The organism is Pseudomonas sp. AC255, from assembly GCF_979258175.1.
In genome coordinates this window covers 1,947,576-1,965,977 of the sequence record NZ_OZ409841.1, presented here as the reverse complement: position 1 = coordinate 1,965,977, position 18,402 = coordinate 1,947,576, and the positions used below count along the sequence as shown (strand labels likewise).

The window sequence follows — 18,402 nt, the reverse complement described above, 5'->3', positions numbered from 1 at the left end:
GCGTGATCGAACCAATATCATAAACTCAAACCTGAGCATAGACTATCAGTCTGATCATTTACTTTTAGAAGTACCGATTTTGAGTTTTATACTTGGCGCAAACGGACCTGAGAACGTGATTTTCATGGGATTGTGAACGAGTGCTATCGACCGGATGGGGGTACTGGACATCGGAGATTCACTTATACACCAACTAAGACCGTGCACCCATCGACATGGCTGGTCAGAGTCGTCGCGAATAGGGTCGCAACCCCATAAGGTGCGGGGCTTGCGGTGGTCGGCTACCCCCCGAAAAAGATCATACATCGAAGACGTGAAAACCGAATCTCCGCCTGTCATCCTTTCGCGAGGACCCATTGTTCTACCTGGTTGGCCCGCAAGGTGGGTAAGGCATTCGAGGCTGCAAGTAGTGTTGTGCATCAACTGCCGACCGCCAAAGGAATGTCGAGTGACTGCATTTGCCGGATTATGCCTGTCGCTAGCGCGAACTTTGGGCTGTTTTCAGTCGGACCCGATAGGCGGAATAAGACCAGAACGGGTCTAACCTACATGATCACCCTGCTCCCACCATTTTTATGATCAGTCACCCTTTTTGTGTTTGTGTACTTCCAGATCAGGATGCTTGGGTTTGTTTTCCTCAGTAACGCGACGGCGCTGGTCTTTTTTGCCGGTGGATTCAGCGATCGGTTTGGGGCCTGGTTTAATACTCATTTGTTTAATTCCTTCGATTGATAACGTGTCTGTAAGCAGTGTTGCACGAATGGACAGTGAAGCTACGGGGCGACCAACTCGGCCAGCTTGGCCGCGATATCGGCAAATGTGTCTTCAGTAGTGCTCAAGCCGCTTCTCGAACCGAGTAGAGGACTGACTTCGCGCAGCGATTCGTAGGTGGTGTCGTGAATGATCGGAACCAGCAGATCCCTTGCGAGGAGAGCGGATAGCTCTTTGTCGGCGATGCCTTCGGCTGCCAGGCGCCGAAGCAAGGCCGGAGTCACCAGCACAATTCCTACTCGAGATTTTGCCAAGCCTTTATCAATTTCGCGCAATAGGGAAGAGCCTAACAGGACATCTTTCTCGCTGAACCAGACGGAGACACCGAGCGACTCCAGCACATCATGCAACTCCTTCGCGGATCCTTTCCGATCGTCCCAGGCGTGACAAAGAAAGACGTCACGTAGATCAGGTACTGTCGCGCGCCTCTCGAAATTTTCGCGTACCGGTGTCAGCGTCCTTACCTCGGCGTTGGTGTAGGCGACAGAGGATCCGGGTTTAGACCAGCGTGGCCTTGGGCTGCTGGATGAACCGCCACTACTGCCACCACTCCCGCCATTTGACGGGGATGAATAGGAAGAGGATGAATACGATCGCGATCCGTATCCACTATATCCGCTATATCCGCTGCCACATGCGGGACACGCTGCTCTTGCACTTGCCGAACGATGACCGTGTACCGGTGCTGTGCATCTAGACATGTCGTGAACCTTCCAGTTGTAGCTGCTTGCCCGAGCAATAACTAAGCAGCGGTTGTGCCGAGCCATCAGCTTTTTGAAACACCGCAGCTCGTCCTTGTTGGATTGGAATCAATCTGCGCTTCAGATCATGATTCCAATATGCTGGCACAGACAATAGCTCATAGCGTGAATTCCGCTAGCTTTCTTAGCCTGATTGTTCGCTGGCGGCTTCATTCTCCATTCTTCTCCTTCCCTACAGTTAAGGCCGGATCAGCCTCGGCATCTCCACCCCCTCCCCCAACCTCTCAACCCCCAACCGCACGCTCTCCCCACCCCGCTCAATCACCACCCCATCCCCCTCAACCCCCACCAACTTCACCCCTACCCCAACCTTCTCCCCCACCAAAAAACTCCTCGGCGCGCCATCATTCAAACTCAATATCGCCACCGTCCCACTCCCGCCCGCGATCACCCCGCTCACTTTGATATCCACCGGTGCGATCTCATTGGAAAACCACTGCAACGCCGGGCTATCGCTCCTCGCCGCGAGCACTTGCGGGGTGGCTGCGGGTGTGTGGGATTCCGCCGTGGTCAGCAGCAGCGACGACCATGTCGCGACGCCCACCAGGGCGGCGAGCAGTGCCAGGGCCTGGACGGTTTGCGCTGGGGTAATCCGTGCGGTGAATTTCATGGGTTGTCGCTCCTTGTTGTCCCTGTTGCCAGCCTACGCGGCAATTCTCTCCGTTTTATTTCACATGCCTTACATGTTCACCCGGCACGATGGGGTGGGACGCCAAGGAGCGCGTGGGTGATGAGCAGGCAGCAGGGTTTTACGTTGATCGAGTTGATGGTGGTGCTGGTGATTATTGGCATTGCCAGTGCGGCGATCAGTTTGAGTATCAGGCCTGATCCGTTGCAGTTGTTGCGCAAGGATGCCGAGCGGGTTGCGCAGTTGTTGCAGGTGGCGCAGGCCGAGGCTCGCGCGGATGGGCGGCCGATTGTGTGGGTCGCCGATGCCAAGGGGTTTCGCTTTGGGCGGCGTGGGAATGATGGCGTGGGATTTGAGTCGTTCAAGGAGGATGCGCAGTTGCGCCCGCGTGCATGGCAGAGCCCGAAGGTGGAGGTGCGTGTGGAGCCTCGGCAGACGGTGGTGCTGAATGCCGAGTGGATCAATCCGCCGTTGCGGCTGATTTTGTCGGATGGGGCCAATCGGCTGAGTGTGCTGCGCGATGGCAGTGGGCGGATCAGTATTCAATGAAGACTCAGCAAGGGTTCACTCTGATTGAGGTGATGGTCGCGATTCTGCTGATGGCGGTGGTGAGTCTGATTGCCTGGCGCGGGCTGGACAGTGTCACGCGGGCGGACAGTCATTTGCAGGCGAGCAGTGAGCAGAGCGATGGGTTGTTGCGGGTGTTGAATCAGTTGCAGCGGGATGTGGACCTGCGCGCGGGGGTGGAGTTGAGCGAGCCGCGCAAGGTTGGGGCTGAGGATGAGGCGCCGACCGCGCCGCCGGCGGTGACGGTGCGCAGTAGTGACAGCAAGGGGTTTCGGCTGGACATTGTTCGTAGCGCGGCGGATCAGCCGGGGGCGTTGCAGCGGGTTCGGTGGTGGGTCAAGGGGGATACGTTGTATCGGGCGGTGGCTGAAGCGCGCAGTCGCTATCCGTTGCCGGCGCCTGGGAATGGGGTGGCGGTGTTGAACGAGGTGAGTGATGTGCAAGTGCGGGTTTGGGAGGTGGATAAGGGGTGGCGGCAGTTGAGCGGGAATCGGCGGGAGGACCCGTTGGGGTTGGAGATTAGTTTGAGTCGGCAGACGGCGCAGGGGGTTGAGCGGTATCGGCAGGTGATTGGGTTGTTGCAATAGCCGGGATCACCGCGGCTTTTTTGTAGGAGTGAGCCTGCTCGCGATTGCGGTGGGTCAGTCAATGTTGTTGCCACTGGTAGACCGCTTTCGCGAGCAGGCTCGCTCCCACAATTGAATTAGGGGCAGTCAGGTTTAGCTTGGTTGGCTGTTAGGCCGTCATCGCTGGCAAGCCAGCTCCCACAGGGTTCGAGTGCGACCGGAAGATATTGGTCAGCTGGTAGACCGCTTTCGCGAGCAGGCTCGCTCCCACAATTGAATCGGGGGCGGTCAGTTGCAGGTTGGTTGGCTGTTAGGCCGTCATCGCGAGCAGGCTCACTCCTACAATGGGACTGGATTTAGGCAGTTAGAGTGGGTTGGGTGGTACACCGCTTTCGCGAGCAGGCTCGCTCCCACAGGGGATCTGTGTGTGGCAGGCAGTCAGCTGAGGACGACCACGCCGCCGGGCAGTTCGGTGCATTTGACGCCGTACGCATCACGGATCAGCAAGGCGACGCCGGCGAGTTGGTCGAGGTTGAAGCGGGCCTGGACGCGGCGTTGGCCGAGTTCGCGGTTGAGTAGCAGGAGCATGCCGGGGCGGTAGCGGTTGATTTCGTCGATCATCTGGCTGAGGGTCGCGCCGTTGAACACCAGCACTTGTTGGCGCCAGTTCATCACGGCGGCGGTGTCGACGGTTTGTACGTTGCCGATTTGCCGTGCGTCGTAGGTGACTTGCTGGCCCGCTTCGAGGCGCAGGTTGCGGCCGTCGATGGCGACGTCGACCGCGCCGTCGAGGCAGGTCACGCAGACTTGCTGGTCGGTGTTGCGCAGGTTGAAGCGGGCCTGGCTGGCGCGTAACCACCCTGCTCCGGCCTGCATCGCCAGTGGCAGGCGTGCGGTTTGTACTTCGACTTCGCCGCTGACCAGTTCAAAGCCCTGCACGCCGTTTTCGACGCTGCGCTGGTTGATGCGGGTCTGGGTGTTGAGCTCGAGGCTGACACCTTGTGCCGGTTCGACTCGGCGCTGTTGGCCGACTTCGGTGATGTAGTCGGCGCCCAAGCCTTCGAAGCCGCCGGGAATCGTCCCGCGCACCAGCAGGAATGCGGCGGATGCGGCAATCGCGCCACCGAGAAATGCCCGTCGACCGAAGCTGCGTCGGCCCTGCACGGCTTCGGCGGCCGGTTGCAGGTGATGCCACAGCCGCTTGGCCTCTTCGAAGACCCGGGCGTGTTCGCCACTCTGCGCGCACCATTCGCGCAGGGCGCGGGCGTCGGCGACGGTGGCGCGGCCCGAGGTCAGCAGGATCAGCCAGTCGCGGGCTTCGCTGTGCAGCAACTCGGTGGCCGAAGGCTCGGCGGGTTTCAGTCGAAAGATGTTCAAACGCGCAAATTCTCAACGGATTAATCGGGTCACTATTCGCTAGACGGTTTTCCGGCCCCGCGACCGAACCGCTGAAACACTTTTCTTTCCAGTTTTGCTGCGCAGAAGCCCAGCGCGGCTTTGATTTCCTTCTCGACCATGCGCGTGGAAATGCCGAAACGCTGGGAGATTTCCAGGTGTGGCGCCTCTTCCAGCCGCGCGGCGATGAAGATCCGCCGACGCCGTGCGGGCAGTTCGTACAAGGCGCTAAGCAGGGCCTGCATCTCCTTTTGCCCACCGACCACCCGCTCCGGGTCGAGGGCTTCGTCGCCCAGTTGCAGCAGTTCCTCGACTTCGGTGCCGGTGAGCAGGCGCGCATCGGCCTGACGGCGGTCGGCGGCGATGTTCAGGGCCATGCGATACAGGTAGGCGTTGGGCTTGAGCAGGTTCGGCGGGGTCTCCATGCGATCGACCCGCAGCCAGGTCTCGTGCAGCACGTCATTGGCCAGGTCCTCGGAGCCGAGGCGGCGGCGCAGGCGCACGCGAAAATCCTCGTAGGAGCTGAGGAACAGCTGGCCCATCACGCTTTGTCCGGCGTCTTTCATCCCCCGGAAACTCCTTCCCATCTCGTGCATTCCATGCGCTTCCCTGACGACTCCGGTAACAACAGCAACGTGACCGGCTGGCGCAAGGCGCTGGGCGTCGGCCGATCGATTGTGAGGTTGCGAAAACTTTCCACCAGCGCGTTATCGCGCCGTACATCGCCGGTCGAAGTGACCAACCGGTTGTGCTGCACCACGCCGTCGCGCCCGACCCACACATGCAACACCGCGCGATAACTGCCCGGCCGTGTCAGCGGCGAGCGGCACAGCTTGCGCTCGATCGCCGCTTGTACCGCCGTCGCGTAACTGCGGTTGACCGCGACAGCGGCCGGCGTGGGTTTGTCCGTCGGCACCGGCAGATCTTCCACCTGCGCCACTTGCAAGGTGAACGCGTCGGCGCGGGCATAGCGCGCCATCAACCCGGTGCCGCCGAGCAAATGGCGCAAGGCATCGGCGGCGGTGAATTCGCCATCCACGGCGAGGGAGCGGCGGCCCCGGCTCAACTGGCTGTCGACCAGCACCGCGACGCCCGTGGCGCGGCTGTATTGATCCAGCGCCCGAGCGAGTTCCTGCGCCGGGATGTGCAAGGTCAGGCGCATATCCGCCGCTGCTGGATCTGCATTGGCCGCGTTGGCCAGCAGACCGAGCAGCCACCCCAGACCCGCGCGGCGCACAAGCGTCGCCGAGCGCTGAAGACTGATCCGCGAACTGCCTCGCTGCACGACTGGCGCACCCCTGAAAATCGCTATCCTGCGGGGCATTTATGACTCTGGTATGACGGGCGGTGCAAAAAACCATCACGGGTTTTGCGCCGCGCTTGCACTAGACTCAAACCCCAGAGCGGCCCATTCGGGCGGGCCAGGAGGCGGACATGAAAACGCGGTGGATGTGGGTCTTGCTGATGACAGTGGGCGCGGCGCAGGCGGAAGAGCCGCTGGGCTGTGTCGAGGTCACGGTCGGCGGTTACAAGGCGCCGAATTACGATTGCCTGAGCCAGCAGATGGGCAACAATCCCGACGGCGCGGCGGCGGCGCAGAAGAATATGGAAGCGTTGAATGTGCCGGTGCACAAGCGCGCGCCGAATCAGGTCGGGCTGGCGACACCGGCGGCGACCAGTACGCGGATGGGTAACACCTTTGGCACATCAGTGAAACCGCAGCGGCCGGCGAATTAGGCAAGATCTTTCGATCGTTCCCACGCTCCGCGTGGGAATGCCTCAAGGGACGCTCCGCGTTCCAATGGGACGCAGAGCCTCCCGGGCTGCATTCCCACGCGGAGCGTGGGAACGATCAGATGCGCGTTTCCATGTAGGAGCTGCCGAAGGCTGCGATCTTTTGATCTTCAGTCACTCGGGGTCTGACGGAAGCTGACAGCCAAACGATTCCAGCTGTTGATGGTGCTCACCGCTACGGTCAGGTCCACCAGTTCGCCTTCATCGAACTGCTCGCGCGCCTGCTGGTAGACGTTATCCGGCACGTGGCTTTCGGCCAACAGCGTCACCGCCTCGGCCCAGGCCAGCGCCGCCCGTTCGCGAGGGTTGAAGAAGTTGCTGTCGCGCCACACCGCGACCGCATACAGGCGCCGATCGCTCTCCCCGGCCCGCCGCGCGTCCACCGAATGCATGTCAGTGCAGAAGGCGCAGCCGTTGAGTTGCGAAGCGCGGATTCTGATCAGTTGCAGCAGCGGCGCTTCGATACTCAGGTTGCTGGTCAGCGCCTCCATGGCAAGCATCGCTTTCATCGCCTTGGGCGAAGCGTTGTAGTAATCCAGACGCAGGGACATGGCGCGGCTCTCGGCAGGCGGAATGATGAGTTTCACGGTAAGGGCTGTGCGGGCTGTGTTACAGCCCCAATTCCATGAATTCCGGCTACACCAATGAACCTCGGCCAAACGCAATACCTGTGGGAGCGAGCCTGCTCGCGAAAGCGGTTTCCCAGACAAATATTCATCCACTGCACCACCGCCATCGCTGGCAAGCCAGCTCCCACAAGGTTTAACGTCGTTCACAAGATTTGTGCACGCCGCAAAAACTTGTGGGAGCTGGCTTGCCAGCGATAGCGGAGTGTCAGACAACGAATCTGTTCAATGACACACCGCCTTCGCGAGCAGGCTCGCTCCCACAGGGACTTGCGCCAATTTGCGGTTTTTACTCCACGCAACTACTGCCAAAAGCCCAACAACGCTAATCTGACCGACACTTCACTCAACACCCGGGAGCCTCGTCGGTATGGAACTTCATGTCGTGATCAACGGCCGCAAGGATCTTGCCGGTCAGTTGTATCAGCAGCTGCGCGCGGCGATTGAATCCGGGCGGTTGGCGGCGGGTACGCAGTTACCGCCGAGCCGCTTGCTGGCCGAGCAATTGGGCATTTCGCGCAAGACCATTTCCGACACTTATGCGCAGCTGACCTACGAAAACTTCCTCACCGGCGTGATCGGCAAAGGCACCTACGTCAACGCCCGCCCGGCGCAGGTGCAGCGCAAGCAGAGCCACACCGAGCTGGCCAGTGCCGAGGTGATCGAGAGCTGGCGCAATCTGCCGGTGTTCCTCCGTCACCCGACGCTGCAAGGTTCGCTGCGCTACGACTTTATCGGTGGCGCCACCAGCAAAGGCCAGTTCCCCCACGACGACTGGCGCCGCTGCGTCGCCCACGCGATGCGGCAGATGGCGCAGTCGAAAGGTTTCTACAGCGTCGCCGAAGGCTTGCCGGCGCTGCGCAATGCGATCGCCCGGCACATCGCGTTTTCCCGTGGCATCAACTGTCAGGACGAGGACATCGTCGTGTGCAACGGCGCGCAGCAGGCGCTGGACCTGATTGCCCGCGTATTGACCCGTCCTGGCAGGACGGTGGCTATGGAGGATCCCGGCTACCCGCCCGCGCGCTTGCTGTTTGGTACGCACGGCGCCGAAGTGGTCGGGGTGCCGGTGGATGCCGAGGGCATTCAGGTCGAGCACATTCCCGATGGCACCCGGCTCATCTATGTGACGCCATCGCATCAGTTTCCGCTGGGCATGGCGATGAGTCAGGCGCGCCGCGAGGCCCTGCTCGCCCGTGCCCACGAGCTCGGCGCGATCATCATTGAGGACGACTACGACAGCGAATTCCGCTACGAGGGCCGACCCACCGATTCGCTGTACAACCTCGATCAGCGTGGCATCGTCGCCTACGTCGGCACGTTCTCGAAAACCCTGTTGCCGGAGTTGCGCCTGGGCTACGCGATCCTGCCGCCGTCGATCATCGAGGCGGTGATCCGCGCCAAACAGCTTACCGATCTGCACGCCTCGACTCTGCCACAATGGGCGCTGGCCAAGTTCATCGCCGAAGGTTGCCTGCTCAAGCACATCCGCCGCTGCCACACGATCTACGCGCAACGCCGCGAACGGATCCTGGCGCGCATGGCGACCGACCTTGCGCCATGGTTGCAAGCCGTGCCGGCCAGTGCCGGGTTTCACATGGCGGTGTTCTGCAAGGTGCCGATCGATTTGCCGTTGGTCATCGAGCTGGCAAAAAAGGTCGAGGTCGGCCTGTATGCGATCAGTGGTTTCTACTACCAGCAGCCGGCGAAAGAAGGCCTGTATTTCGGCTTCGGCGCCATCGAAACCCTGGACATCGACATCGCCCTCGATCGCCTGCGCGACATCCTCGAACAGCTGTCATGAGCCGTTGGTATAAGGCTTTTACCGCCGATTGGTTATTGGTGATTCACGGCGGCAGGCCTATTCTGCACAGGCGTTATCCCTCAGTGAGCAGGATTCGTCCGGCCTGATTCAGGAGTGTGAGCAATGTCCAACGAAGTGATCAACACGGTTGAAGTGAAGGCTGTTGCGGGCCGCTCGGAAGAGCTCGGCAAGCAATTGCAGAAGATCGTCGACACCCTGCGCGAAACTCCGGGCTGCGATTCCTACCTGGTCGACCGCTGCCCCGAGGACAGCCACCGCTGGACGGTCAGCGCGCGCTGGCAGTCGGAAGCGGCGATGCAGGCGCATTTCAACCGGCCCGAGGCACAGGGGTTTATCGACCTGATCGATAGCCGCCTGGCCAATAGCGTCGATTTCAACAGCTTCCCTATCGTCTAAAAGCAAGATCAAAAGATCGCAGCCTTCGGCAGCTCCTACTCTGGAATGCGCTCCCCTGTAGGAGCTGCCGAAGGCTGCGATCTTTGCTTTTGAACCAGAATTGGTCACCTGATCTTCGCGAATATTGGCCGTTTGAACCGGCCACATTGCGGCCTACTGTGAGCACACCCCCACCATCACAGGTAACCCGCCATGAAAGCCCTGCACCTCGTCGCCGCAGCCCTCGCCTTCACCTTCTCCGCTTCGGCAATGGCCCACGATCCATCCGAAAAAATCACCGTCCTGCAGGAACAACTGCTGAAAAACGCCCCCGGCAAGAAAGCCATGATGATCGAAGTCGACTACCAGCCGGGGCAATCCTCGATCGCCCATAAACACGAAGGCACGGCGATGGCTTACGTGCTCGACGGCGAAGTGATTTCCCAAGTCAAGGGCGAACAGGCGATCACTTACAAAAAGGGCCAGTTCTGGTACGAGCCGGCCGGCTCCGAGCATCTGGTGTCGAAAAACGCCAGCTCAACCAAGCCTGCCAGGTTGCTGGTGTTCATGGTGATGGCCCCGAACGAGCAGGTGCTGATCCCGCTGGAAAACTGATGGCTGCCTGATCACATTTGGAATGCGATCAACCGTGGGAGCGAGCCTGCTCGCGAAGGCGCCAGACCAGAGACCACAAAATCCCTCAGACATTAAATCCCCGGCAAGACAGGCCATCCCGTCTTCCAAATCCACAATCATCCGCCGCTGTCCACTGTCAGGTCTGACAGTGGACAGCGCGACCGAAAGCTCCCCAAATACCAGCACTGCGTTGATTTGCCGGTCCCTATCGACTGATCGCTTTACGCAAAAACAGCGTATTCGAGGAGCAGACCATGACTGAAGTAAAAGACACCGCTGTGCATAATCTGGACCCCACTTTCGGCCCCGATAAAAATGGCCTCACCTGGTTTAAATATCCCGATCAGGAAAACGGCTTCGCCAACGCAGTTGCCGTCGCGGCGGACGGCAAGCTGCTGATCGCCGCAAGTCCGGGCAACAAGTTCGCCATTGTGCGATTGAAGCCTGATGGCACACAGGACACTTCGTTTGCCCGGGATGGCGTAGCCAGCGGGGTTTTCGCTCCGGGCTATAAATCCACGGGTGGCATCATCAGCATCCTCAAGAACGGAAATCTGTTGCTTCAGGGTGCCTTTTATCTACACGAATACGCACAGCCACAACGCTGCCTGGCAATGTTTCGCAATGACGGAACGCCCGAGACCGCATTTGGCGTCAACGGCGTAGTCTTCGTTGATCCGATTCCGTCGCCCGCCCTCACGTCGTCCGACATCGAACTTGGGCAAAAACGCACTACGGCATCCGATTACAGTGGCCATGCCATTGAACTGGACGACGGAAAACTGATGGTGTTGAGCAACCATCGATATTCCCCCAATGACCAATGCGGTCTTTTGATCAGACTGCAAAGCAACGGGGCTCTGGACACTGCGTTTGGCCAGGGAAAGGGTTACGTCGTGATTCGATACCTGGCCAACTTCACGTGGGCTGGCTCACTGATCCGGCTCCAGGACGGCAAATTCGCCATCGCAGGTTACGTTTCACGTGAAAACCGCTACCGCGCAATGATCGCCCTCTTCGACGCCACAGGTAAGCCTGTCAGCAGCTTTGGCGATAACGGTTTTGCCCTGTTCGACCGCCTGGACAAGCTCAGTCAGATCAACCAACTGGTCGAAATGCCTGGTGGCAACATCCTTGGCATCGGTAGCGCCACCTCGAAGGATTTTGTTCACCAGGGCGTCCTGATTTGTGTCGACAGGAACGGGAAATACGCCATCGACTTCAATGAAGGGAGGCCAGTCCTGACGTCCTATCCAAAAGCCCTTTTCGGCATCCAATGGACTGCTGGCACGCTGAGGGACGGACACATCGTCGTGCTTTCCAGCACCCACGGCGAACAAGACTCGGAAATCGTCATTGCCCAGTTCAAATCGGACGGCTATCCAGATCGCGATTTTGCCGACGACGGTGTGCTGGTCATCAATCTGACCGGCGTGCTCGACATGGCGGGAGGCCTTGCCATTCAGGACAATCAGATTGTCGTAGCCGGAACATCCCTGCCCCGTACGGACGGCGTCGGTAGCTTCGCCTTTCGCTGCGCCGATACGTTCTGAATGACAGACAAGAAAAAGCCCCGCCTCTTTCGAGAGCGGGGCTTCTTCATTCAGCCACTACTTACGCCAGTTCAAGCTCGGCATTCGCAGTCACCGCAGGCACGATTGCTTGCCCGCTCAACGCCAGATCCAGCAGTTCACGGTTGGCCACCGCGTACATGGCGTAGTCCGTACCGCTCGCAGCACGGATTTCCACCAGCATGGCGCGCCAGCGTTCGATCATGCTTTCGTGCTGGGCCATCCACAGCGCCAGGCGTGCTTCAACGTCCTGGGAGCCGTCGCCCTGTTGCAGGACGGAGATGGTGATCGCCCGTTGCTGCCAGTCGACGTCATCACGGAACGCTTCACGGGCCAGAGCCTGCCAGTTGTTTTCCACCGGCAGCGCGCTGATCTGTTGCAGGTACCAGGTGATGTCCAGTGCAGAGCCGACGGCGAAGTAGGCCTTGGCCACTTCGGCCGGGTTCTGCCCGGTGACGTCTGCGGCTTCGATGATCGGCAGCAGCGTGTACAGGTGCGAAGTACCCGCAACCATACGCGCCAGCAATTCCGGCACACCGGCTTCGACGTACGCCTGATAGCGCGACTGCCAGTTCTCGCGGATTTCGCCGCTGAGCAGTTCGTCGAGTTTCAGGCCCAGTTCTTTCAGGTGCGGACCGAAATGCGCGACGTCACGGGCAGCGTTCTGCTCGTTGCGGCGGGCACGCAGGAACCAGCGCGTGGCGCGACGGCCCAGACGCATCAGCTCGTCCATCAGCTCCAGCTGCACGTCAGCGGAAACCTGGTAGTCCAGCGCTTCGATCTGACGGAACCAGTGCGGGAGGTGGAAGATGTCGCGCACGATCACATAAGCGCCAGCCACGTTTGCCGGGCTCATGCCGGTCGACTCTTTGAGTCGCTGCACGAAAGTGATGCCCATGTGGTTGACCAGATCGTTGGCGATCTGGGTGCTGACGATCTCGCGCTTCAGACGGTGGCGACGCATGGCTTCGGAGAACTTGCTGACCAGGGTCGGCGGGAACGCCGTTTCCATGTCGCGGGTCAGGTAGTCGTCGTCCGGCACCAGCGAGCCCAGCAGTTGCTCTTTCAGGTCGATCTTGCTGTAGGAAATCAGCACCGACAGCTCAGGACGGGTCAGGCCGTGGCCCTCAGCGACGCGCTCGGTCAGTTGCTCTTCGGTCGGCAGGAACTCGATGGCACGGTCCAGCTTGCCACGGCCTTCCAGATCGCTCATCAGACGCTTGTACTCAGCGATGCGCGCGTAAGCACGGCGCGCCGCCAGGGACAGGGCCTGAGTCTGCTTGTAGTTGTTGCCCAGCACCAGATTGCCGACTTCGTCGGTCATGCTCGCCAGCAACTGGTTGCGTTGCTTGTCGGTCATGTCACCGGCCTGAACCACTTCGTTCAGCAGGATCTTGATGTTCACTTCGTGGTCGGAGCAGTCCACGCCACCGGCGTTGTCGATGAAGTCGGTGTTGGAACCGCCGCCATTGAGACCGAATTCCACACGACCCAGTTGGGTCATGCCGAGGTTACCGCCCTCGCCCACGACTTTGCAGCGCAGCTCGTTGCCGTTGACGCGCAGTGCATCGTTGGCCTTGTCGCCGACATCGGCGTGGCTTTCGGTGCTGGCCTTGACGTAGGTGCCGATACCGCCGTTCCACAACAGATCCACCGGCGCCTTGAGCAAGGCATTGAGCAGTTCGGTCGGGGTCAGCTTGTCAGCCTGGATGTCGAAGCGTTCTTTCATCTGCGGCGAGATCGCGATGCTCTTCGCGCTGCGCGAGAAGATACCGCCACCTTCGGACATGATGCTGGTGTCGTAGTCGGTCCAGGCCGAACGCGGCAGGTCGAACAGACGCTGACGCTCGACGAAACTGGTCGCCGGGTTCGGGTTAGGGTCGATGAAGATGTGCATGTGGTTGAACGCAGCGACCAGTTGCAGCTTGTCGGACATCAACAGGCCGTTACCGAACACGTCGCCGGCCATGTCGCCGACACCAACCACGGTGATGCTGTCTTCCTGGACATTGATGCCGCGCTCGCGGAAGTGGCGCTGTACGCCGACCCACGCGCCCTTGGCGGTGATGCCCATTTTCTTGTGGTCGTAACCGGCCGAACCACCGGAGGCGAACGCGTCACCCAGCCAGAAGCCGTAGTCGATGGCGATGCCGTTGGCGATGTCGGAGAAGGTTGCAGTGCCCTTGTCCGCCGCGACCACCAGGTACGGGTCATCATCGTCATGACGCACGACGTTGACCGGCGGCACCAGGGCGCCGTCCTTCAGGTTGTCGGTGATGTCCAACAGACCGGAAATGAAGATGCGGTAGCAGGCGATGCCCTCGGCCGCGATTTCGTCTCGGCTGCCGCCCAGTGGCAGGCGACGCGGCAGGAAGCCGCCCTTCGCGCCCACTGGCACGATGACCGAGTTCTTCACTTGCTGGGCTTTTACCAGGCCGAGCACTTCGGTACGGAAGTCTTCTTCACGGTCGGACCAGCGCAGGCCACCACGAGCAACGTTGCCGAAGCGCAGGTGCACGCCTTCGACGCGTGGCGAGTAGACGAAGATTTCAAACTTCGGCACTGGCTTGGGCAGCTCAGGGATCGCATGCGGGTTGAACTTGAAGCTGAAGTACGACTTGTTCTGGCCGTTGGCGTCAGTCTGATAGAAGTTGGTGCGCAGGGTGGCTTTGATCAGGTCGAGGTAACGACGCAGGATGCGGTCTTCGTTGAGCACCTGAACATCGTCCAGTGCAGTCAGAATCGCTTGTTCCAGACGCAGTTGCTTGTCTTCCAGATCGTCGCTGCCGAGCTTGCGTGCCAGGTAGAAACGGGTCTTGAACAACCGGGTCAGCTCGCGAGCGATGTCGGTGTGGTTGTTCAGGGTGCTGGCGATGTAACCCAGGTCGAAGCCCAGACGAATCTGCTTCAGGTAACGGGCGTAAGCACGCAGCAGCGCCACGTCGCGCCATGGCAGACCGGCGGTCAGCACCAGACGGTTGAACGCATCGTTCTCGGCATCGCCGCGCACGATGTGCACGAACGCGTCCTGCAGCGTGTCGTTGAGTTGCTGGATGTCGAGGTCCAGACCTTCAGCGGCGGTGAAGGCGAAATCGTGAATCCAGAATTCGCGGCCGTTGGTGTGGCGCAGGCGATACGGGAATTCACCCAGTACGCGCAGGCCGAGGTTTTCCAGAATCGGCAGGACGTCGGACAGCGCCAGCGGCGTGTCGGCGTGATACAGCTTGCAATGCAGCTCGCGCTGGCCGGAGACCTGACCGAGCGGCTGATAGAAGCTCATCACCAGCGGATTTTTTTCGTTGAGGCTCAGCAGGTGCTGCATGTCGACCACGGCCGAATGCGCGGCAAAACGCTCGCGGTAACCGGCCGGAAAGCCTTTCGGGAAGTCGGCCAGCACGTTGGTGCCGTGGGCTTCGCCGAAGCTTTCGACGGTCAGTGCGGCGTAATCGTCCTGCCAGCTGCGGCAGGCCTGAACCACTTCTTTTTCCAGCAGCAGCGGGTCGATGTCGAGACGGTTCTTCGGATCGACGCGCAGGATCAGCTGCACACGGGCCAGCACGGATTCCGAGAAGAAGGTCCAGAATTCGCAATCGGACGCCTTCAGGCGCTCCATCAGCACTTGCTGGATCTTCTGGCGCACTTCGGTGGAATAGATGTCGCGCGGCACGTAGGCCAGGCAGTAGCAGAAGCGACCGTACGGGTCTTTGCGCAGGAACACGCGGATCTTGTTGCGTTCCTGGATCTGCACGATCGACATCACGGTGGTGAACAGTTCGTCGACCGGGGTCTGGAACAGGTCGTCACGCGGTAGCACTTCGAGGACCTGTGCCAGTTCCTTGCCCAGGTGAGCCTTGGACTGGAAGCCGGAGCGGCGCTCGATTTCTTCGACCTTGCGGCGGATGAACGGGATGACCCGCACGCTCTCGCCGTACACCGACGAGGTGTACAGGCCCATGAAGCGGTGTTCCTTGATGACTTTGCCATCGGCGTCGATTTCGCGGATCGACACGTAGTCCGGGTAAGCCGGACGGTGTACGCGGCTCGGGTGCGCAGCCTTGGCGAACGACAGCAGGGTCGGTTCGCGCAGGTAGGACACGGCGTAGTCTTCGATGCGCAGGTCTTCGTAGGTCAGGCCGGTGCGCAGCAGTTTGGTCAGGCCGAGGAAGGAGCTCTGGTCGTACTCGATGTGGCCGCCATCGGCCTGATCGGTGACCACGAACTCTTCGTAGCCGAGGAAGGTGAAGTGGTTGCCCACCAGCCATTCCAGGAAGCTCTTGATTTCGTTCTTTTCGTCGGCATCGACCGGATAGGCGCTGTTGTCGAGCTGGGTGAGGATGTCCTGCACCTTGGCTTTCATCGGCTCGAAGTCAGCGACGGCGACGCGCACTTCACCGAGCACCTGCTCAAGCTCTTTGCTCAGCACGTTCAGCTCGGCCGCGTTGGCGCAACGGTCGATTTCCAGGTACATCAGCGATTCGTGCAGCACGCCTTCGCCGGTGCTGCCTTTTGGCAGGACTTCCAGCAATTCGCCCTTGCTGCCACGACGCACGCTGAGCACGGTGGTCTGCAGGGTGTGAATGCTGTAGCCGCGACGGTTCAGCTCGGTACGCACCGAGTCGACCAGAAATGGCAGGTCGTGATGCAGCACTTCGACCGCGGTGTGGGTCGACTGCCAGCCGTGGCGTTCGTAATCGGGATTGTAGACACGCACTTGCGGTTGCGCGTGATCGAAGCGCTCAAGCAGGCGCCACGCAGAGAGAGTACAGCCAGCGAGGTCGGAGAGACGACGTTGAGTCAGCTCGTCCAGGGAAATGATGCCGAAGAATTGTTCAGCGAACAGCGCCACTTGTGGCAGTGCCTGTTCACTGATGTGCTGCGCCAGTGCCGCTTGCAGTTGGTGCTGGAAGTCGGCTTTGCTGGCTGCGGTGAAGAACGCCATCTGTGGTACTCCGCTTAAGCTTGTTATTGATGGAAAGCGTCGCGTGCAACACCCCTTTCGGGGCTGGTGTCGCCCTGTTCCTGATTCTCGGGCAGAGGAAACAGGGAGACAGGTGGGTGAAGCTGGACGGGACACTCAGGTCACATTCACCTTCCATGAATGAGCATCTGCAAAAGCGACTGCCAGCACTGCCGACAATGCCTTTACGGGTGCTCATCCGTTGCGCAGCTTAATGGGTGCGACAATGTGTCTGCTTGCGGTGCTGCGACATATTCGGTCATTGGCACGTAAATGCAGGGTTTCGCCTGCTTCAACACTAGCAGGCGTGCGCCGAAATGCAGGTTCGAAACCCCGGTTTCACGGGACTTTCGTGCCAGGTCGGTCGCCGAGGACATTACATATCCGGAAACGAAAACGCCCAAGGCCCTGTTATCGACCCTGAGCGTGGGATCCGGTTCAGCGCTGGCGGTTGACGCGGATCAGTCCGGCAGTTCCTCAAAGGCTCTGAATTTGCTCACCGTGGCGCAGTCGTAGCACATCGTCTGCAGGATCTGCTTGTCCATGCTGGCGTCAATGTTGCTCGAATCGCATTCGCGGCAGAACAGGCGCAGATTGCCCAGCAAGTCGCTGTCGAACGCTACGGCGCTGAAGAATTGCGGAACCAGTTCGTCGCGCCAGTACATGCCCGGCGATTTGGAGAATCCGGCGCCGCTGTCCTTGAGCACCACGTCGTAGAGCAAGCGCTGCAAGGCCGTTTGCGGTACTCGCGAATCGCGATGGCCGTTCTTGCGCCAGTTACGGGCGAGCGCGTCCTGCGCCGTGCCCAGCATGTTGCGCGGAATGGTGTTGGAGGCGTGACTGCGCCCCTTGGAATTGCCGGTGGCATAGAAATGCGCGGCGTTTCTCACGGCCAGCCGGGCAAAGTAATACAGCTGACTGACCGAGAAGTCCTGCAGCAACTGCCCGACCACCTCCTCGGCACGGGCCTCGGCCGTGAAGGCGAAATCCACCTCACTGGCCAGCACACGAATGTATTGAAGCGACTCTTCGCGGGCGAGACTGAAGACCAGCGAATAGATTTCGCTCTTCCAGGCGGCTTTGACGCTGCCCGACAACTCCTGATACAGCACCTGATACAAATTCTCGCGGGCACAGCGCGTTACGCCGTCGAGCGTGACGCTGGGCAGCCAGCGCACCGCGCTGTACTCGCGGATATTGCAGCCCTCGCTGCGATCGAAGGCGTTGATGTCGGAATCGGTGGAAACCGCCAGCACCCCGGCTTCGTGCAGGCTTTTGAGCAACTCTTCCCGCGCCTCGAACGTCAGGGCAAGCAGCTCTTCTCGGGATGGCGCGTTCAACGGCGCAATCCATTCAACGTTTGCGCCGTAGCCATCATCAAGCAAGGCGAGCAACGTCAACTTTTGCACAAAGCCCAGATTGGCGTAAGGCACTGCAGGGAGTTGCGCGCCATATCTGGCCTGCAACTCCAGACGGTCCCGCGCTGCCCGGGCGGCCAGTTGCTGCTGGCGAACCTTGAAACATTCTGTGCAGTTGCACGCTGTGTGGCGGCCATTGGCGCCGGGGACACTGTGCTGGTGTTCACAGCGTACGCATTTGAACTGACCCCGCAGTGAGAGCGGAGTACCTCTGGCGTATCGGCGCACCCACATCGGAAGTTCACAGTAAGGACAGGTAAGGTCTGCACTGACAATCGGTGGCAGAACCTTGAGCAGACTGCGCACCCTGGAAGGAATCTGGAATTGCTCCATCAGCTGCGAAGTTTTCTCACCTTCCAGATAGCGCTTGTAGATCTCCTCGATCTGTTCGTCAGACAGGTGGCGAATTTCTTCGGCGCGTTCGAAATATTGGGTCATGGCAAAGGTCCTTTTTTGGGGTTTTGGTAACGCACTCCGTTGCGCAAGAGCGGCGAAACTAACGGCAAAACGGT

The 18,402-nt window shown here is 60.1% G+C and carries 16 protein-coding genes; 7 read left to right on the top strand and 9 right to left on the bottom strand.

Annotation, left to right across the window (positions count from 1 at the left end; all coding sequences use genetic code 11):
- Positions 1–579: 579 nt before the first annotated feature.
- From ACZZ0K_RS09145 to ACZZ0K_RS09135, 3 genes are all read right to left on the bottom strand, one after another.
- Entirely contained in the window at positions 580–711 is a 132-nt protein-coding gene (locus tag ACZZ0K_RS09145; RefSeq protein WP_017337405.1) for a hypothetical protein, read from the bottom strand.
- A 62-nt stretch (positions 712–773) separates the two neighbouring features.
- Positions 774–1,472, bottom strand: a complete 699-nt coding sequence (locus tag ACZZ0K_RS09140; protein WP_463559067.1) for a toll/interleukin-1 receptor domain-containing protein — start codon at positions 1,470–1,472, stop codon at positions 774–776.
- A 238-nt stretch (positions 1,473–1,710) separates the two neighbouring features.
- The gene (locus tag ACZZ0K_RS09135) at positions 1,711–2,142 is read right to left on the bottom strand and encodes a type II secretion system protein N (RefSeq protein ID WP_463559066.1); all 432 of its coding nucleotides are present in this window, start codon (positions 2,140–2,142) and stop codon (positions 1,711–1,713) included.
- A 120-nt stretch (positions 2,143–2,262) separates the two neighbouring features.
- On the opposite strand from ACZZ0K_RS09135, the gene ACZZ0K_RS09130 reads away from it, so the two are divergent.
- Both ACZZ0K_RS09130 and ACZZ0K_RS09125 read left to right on the top strand, forming a co-directional pair.
- Positions 2,263–2,709 carry a GspH/FimT family pseudopilin gene (locus ACZZ0K_RS09130; RefSeq protein WP_339101463.1) on the top strand — a complete coding sequence of 149 codons (447 nt, stop codon included), beginning with the start codon at positions 2,263–2,265 and terminating at the stop codon, positions 2,707–2,709.
- Positions 2,706–3,314, top strand: a complete 609-nt coding sequence (locus ACZZ0K_RS09125; protein WP_463559065.1) for a prepilin-type N-terminal cleavage/methylation domain-containing protein — start codon at positions 2,706–2,708, stop codon at positions 3,312–3,314. The genes ACZZ0K_RS09130 and ACZZ0K_RS09125 overlap by 4 nt, the downstream gene beginning before the upstream one ends.
- 417 nt (positions 3,315–3,731) lie before the next feature.
- Here the strand turns inward: ACZZ0K_RS09125 and ACZZ0K_RS09120 are convergent, their stop codons facing one another.
- Genes ACZZ0K_RS09120 through ACZZ0K_RS09110 form a run of 3 tightly spaced genes read right to left on the bottom strand, consistent with a single transcriptional unit; the run spans position 3,732 to position 5,973 of the window.
- Positions 3,732–4,670 (bottom strand): FecR family protein, encoded by a 939-nt coding sequence (locus ACZZ0K_RS09120; protein WP_463559064.1) that lies wholly within the window; start codon positions 4,668–4,670, stop codon positions 3,732–3,734.
- Positions 4,671–4,702: 32 nt separating this feature from the next.
- A complete protein-coding gene (locus ACZZ0K_RS09115) occupies positions 4,703–5,254 on the bottom strand; it encodes an RNA polymerase sigma factor (RefSeq protein ID WP_256810106.1) in 552 nt (183 codons plus the stop codon).
- On the bottom strand, positions 5,251–5,973 hold the full coding sequence (locus ACZZ0K_RS09110) for an STN domain-containing protein (protein ID WP_463559063.1): 723 nt from the start codon (positions 5,971–5,973) through the stop codon (positions 5,251–5,253). The genes ACZZ0K_RS09115 and ACZZ0K_RS09110 overlap by 4 nt, the downstream gene beginning before the upstream one ends.
- Positions 5,974–6,122: 149 nt before the next feature.
- On the opposite strand from ACZZ0K_RS09110, the gene ACZZ0K_RS09105 reads away from it, so the two are divergent.
- A complete protein-coding gene (locus ACZZ0K_RS09105; protein WP_041480100.1) occupies positions 6,123–6,425 on the top strand; it encodes a hypothetical protein in 303 nt (100 codons plus the stop codon).
- A 167-nt stretch (positions 6,426–6,592) separates the two neighbouring features.
- On the opposite strand, the gene ACZZ0K_RS09100 is transcribed toward ACZZ0K_RS09105, so the two are convergent.
- The gene (locus tag ACZZ0K_RS09100; protein ID WP_258706795.1) at positions 6,593–7,033 is read right to left on the bottom strand and encodes a carboxymuconolactone decarboxylase family protein; all 441 of its coding nucleotides are present in this window, start codon (positions 7,031–7,033) and stop codon (positions 6,593–6,595) included.
- Between the two features lie 445 nt (positions 7,034–7,478).
- Here ACZZ0K_RS09100 and pdxR point away from each other — a divergent pair, with 445 nt between their 5' ends.
- The 4 genes from pdxR to ACZZ0K_RS09080 all read left to right on the top strand — a co-directional run bounded on the left by pdxR (position 7,479) and on the right by ACZZ0K_RS09080 (position 11,497).
- Positions 7,479–8,912 carry a MocR-like pyridoxine biosynthesis transcription factor PdxR gene (pdxR, locus tag ACZZ0K_RS09095; RefSeq protein WP_258706796.1) on the top strand — a complete coding sequence of 478 codons (1,434 nt, stop codon included), beginning with the start codon at positions 7,479–7,481 and terminating at the stop codon, positions 8,910–8,912.
- Between the two features lie 123 nt (positions 8,913–9,035).
- Positions 9,036–9,329, top strand: coding sequence for a putative quinol monooxygenase (locus ACZZ0K_RS09090; protein ID WP_016774982.1), 294 nt, complete (start codon positions 9,036–9,038; stop codon positions 9,327–9,329).
- A 192-nt stretch (positions 9,330–9,521) separates the two neighbouring features.
- The gene (locus ACZZ0K_RS09085; protein WP_095180181.1) at positions 9,522–9,923 is read left to right on the top strand and encodes a cupin domain-containing protein; all 402 of its coding nucleotides are present in this window, start codon (positions 9,522–9,524) and stop codon (positions 9,921–9,923) included.
- 275 nt (positions 9,924–10,198) lie between these two features.
- Positions 10,199–11,497 (top strand): NHL repeat-containing protein, encoded by a 1,299-nt coding sequence (locus tag ACZZ0K_RS09080; RefSeq protein ID WP_258706797.1) that lies wholly within the window; start codon positions 10,199–10,201, stop codon positions 11,495–11,497.
- A 61-nt stretch (positions 11,498–11,558) separates the two neighbouring features.
- Here the strand turns inward: ACZZ0K_RS09080 and ACZZ0K_RS09075 are convergent, their stop codons facing one another.
- Both ACZZ0K_RS09075 and ACZZ0K_RS09070 read right to left on the bottom strand, forming a co-directional pair.
- Positions 11,559–16,454 (bottom strand): NAD-glutamate dehydrogenase, encoded by a 4,896-nt coding sequence (locus tag ACZZ0K_RS09075; RefSeq protein ID WP_258706798.1) that lies wholly within the window; start codon positions 16,452–16,454, stop codon positions 11,559–11,561.
- A gap of 479 nt (positions 16,455–16,933) precedes the next feature.
- Positions 16,934–18,328, bottom strand: coding sequence for a hypothetical protein (locus ACZZ0K_RS09070; protein ID WP_252878333.1), 1,395 nt, complete (start codon positions 18,326–18,328; stop codon positions 16,934–16,936).
- Between the last annotated feature and the right edge of the window lie 74 nt (positions 18,329–18,402).

Bases quoted from the DNA above. Each gene is read 5' to 3' on its own strand.
- ACZZ0K_RS09145 (WP_017337405.1), bottom strand. From the start codon at position 711: ATGAGTATTAAACCAGGCCCCAAACCGATCGCTGAATCCACCGGCAAA.
- ACZZ0K_RS09140 (WP_463559067.1), bottom strand. From the start codon at position 1,472: ATGTCTAGATGCACAGCACCGGTACACGGTCATCGTTCGGCAAGTGCA.
- ACZZ0K_RS09135 (WP_463559066.1), bottom strand. From the start codon at position 2,142: ATGAAATTCACCGCACGGATTACCCCAGCGCAAACCGTCCAGGCCCTG.
- ACZZ0K_RS09130 (WP_339101463.1), top strand. From the start codon at position 2,263: ATGAGCAGGCAGCAGGGTTTTACGTTGATCGAGTTGATGGTGGTGCTG.
- ACZZ0K_RS09125 (WP_463559065.1), top strand. From the start codon at position 2,706: ATGAAGACTCAGCAAGGGTTCACTCTGATTGAGGTGATGGTCGCGATT.
- ACZZ0K_RS09115 (WP_256810106.1), bottom strand. From the start codon at position 5,254: ATGAAAGACGCCGGACAAAGCGTGATGGGCCAGCTGTTCCTCAGCTCC.
- ACZZ0K_RS09105 (WP_041480100.1), top strand. From the start codon at position 6,123: ATGAAAACGCGGTGGATGTGGGTCTTGCTGATGACAGTGGGCGCGGCG.
- ACZZ0K_RS09100 (WP_258706795.1), bottom strand. From the start codon at position 7,033: ATGTCCCTGCGTCTGGATTACTACAACGCTTCGCCCAAGGCGATGAAA.
- pdxR (WP_258706796.1), top strand. From the start codon at position 7,479: ATGGAACTTCATGTCGTGATCAACGGCCGCAAGGATCTTGCCGGTCAG.
- ACZZ0K_RS09090 (WP_016774982.1), top strand. From the start codon at position 9,036: ATGTCCAACGAAGTGATCAACACGGTTGAAGTGAAGGCTGTTGCGGGC.
- ACZZ0K_RS09085 (WP_095180181.1), top strand. From the start codon at position 9,522: ATGAAAGCCCTGCACCTCGTCGCCGCAGCCCTCGCCTTCACCTTCTCC.
- ACZZ0K_RS09080 (WP_258706797.1), top strand. From the start codon at position 10,199: ATGACTGAAGTAAAAGACACCGCTGTGCATAATCTGGACCCCACTTTC.
- ACZZ0K_RS09075 (WP_258706798.1), bottom strand. From the start codon at position 16,454: ATGGCGTTCTTCACCGCAGCCAGCAAAGCCGACTTCCAGCACCAACTG.
- ACZZ0K_RS09070 (WP_252878333.1), bottom strand. From the start codon at position 18,328: ATGACCCAATATTTCGAACGCGCCGAAGAAATTCGCCACCTGTCTGAC.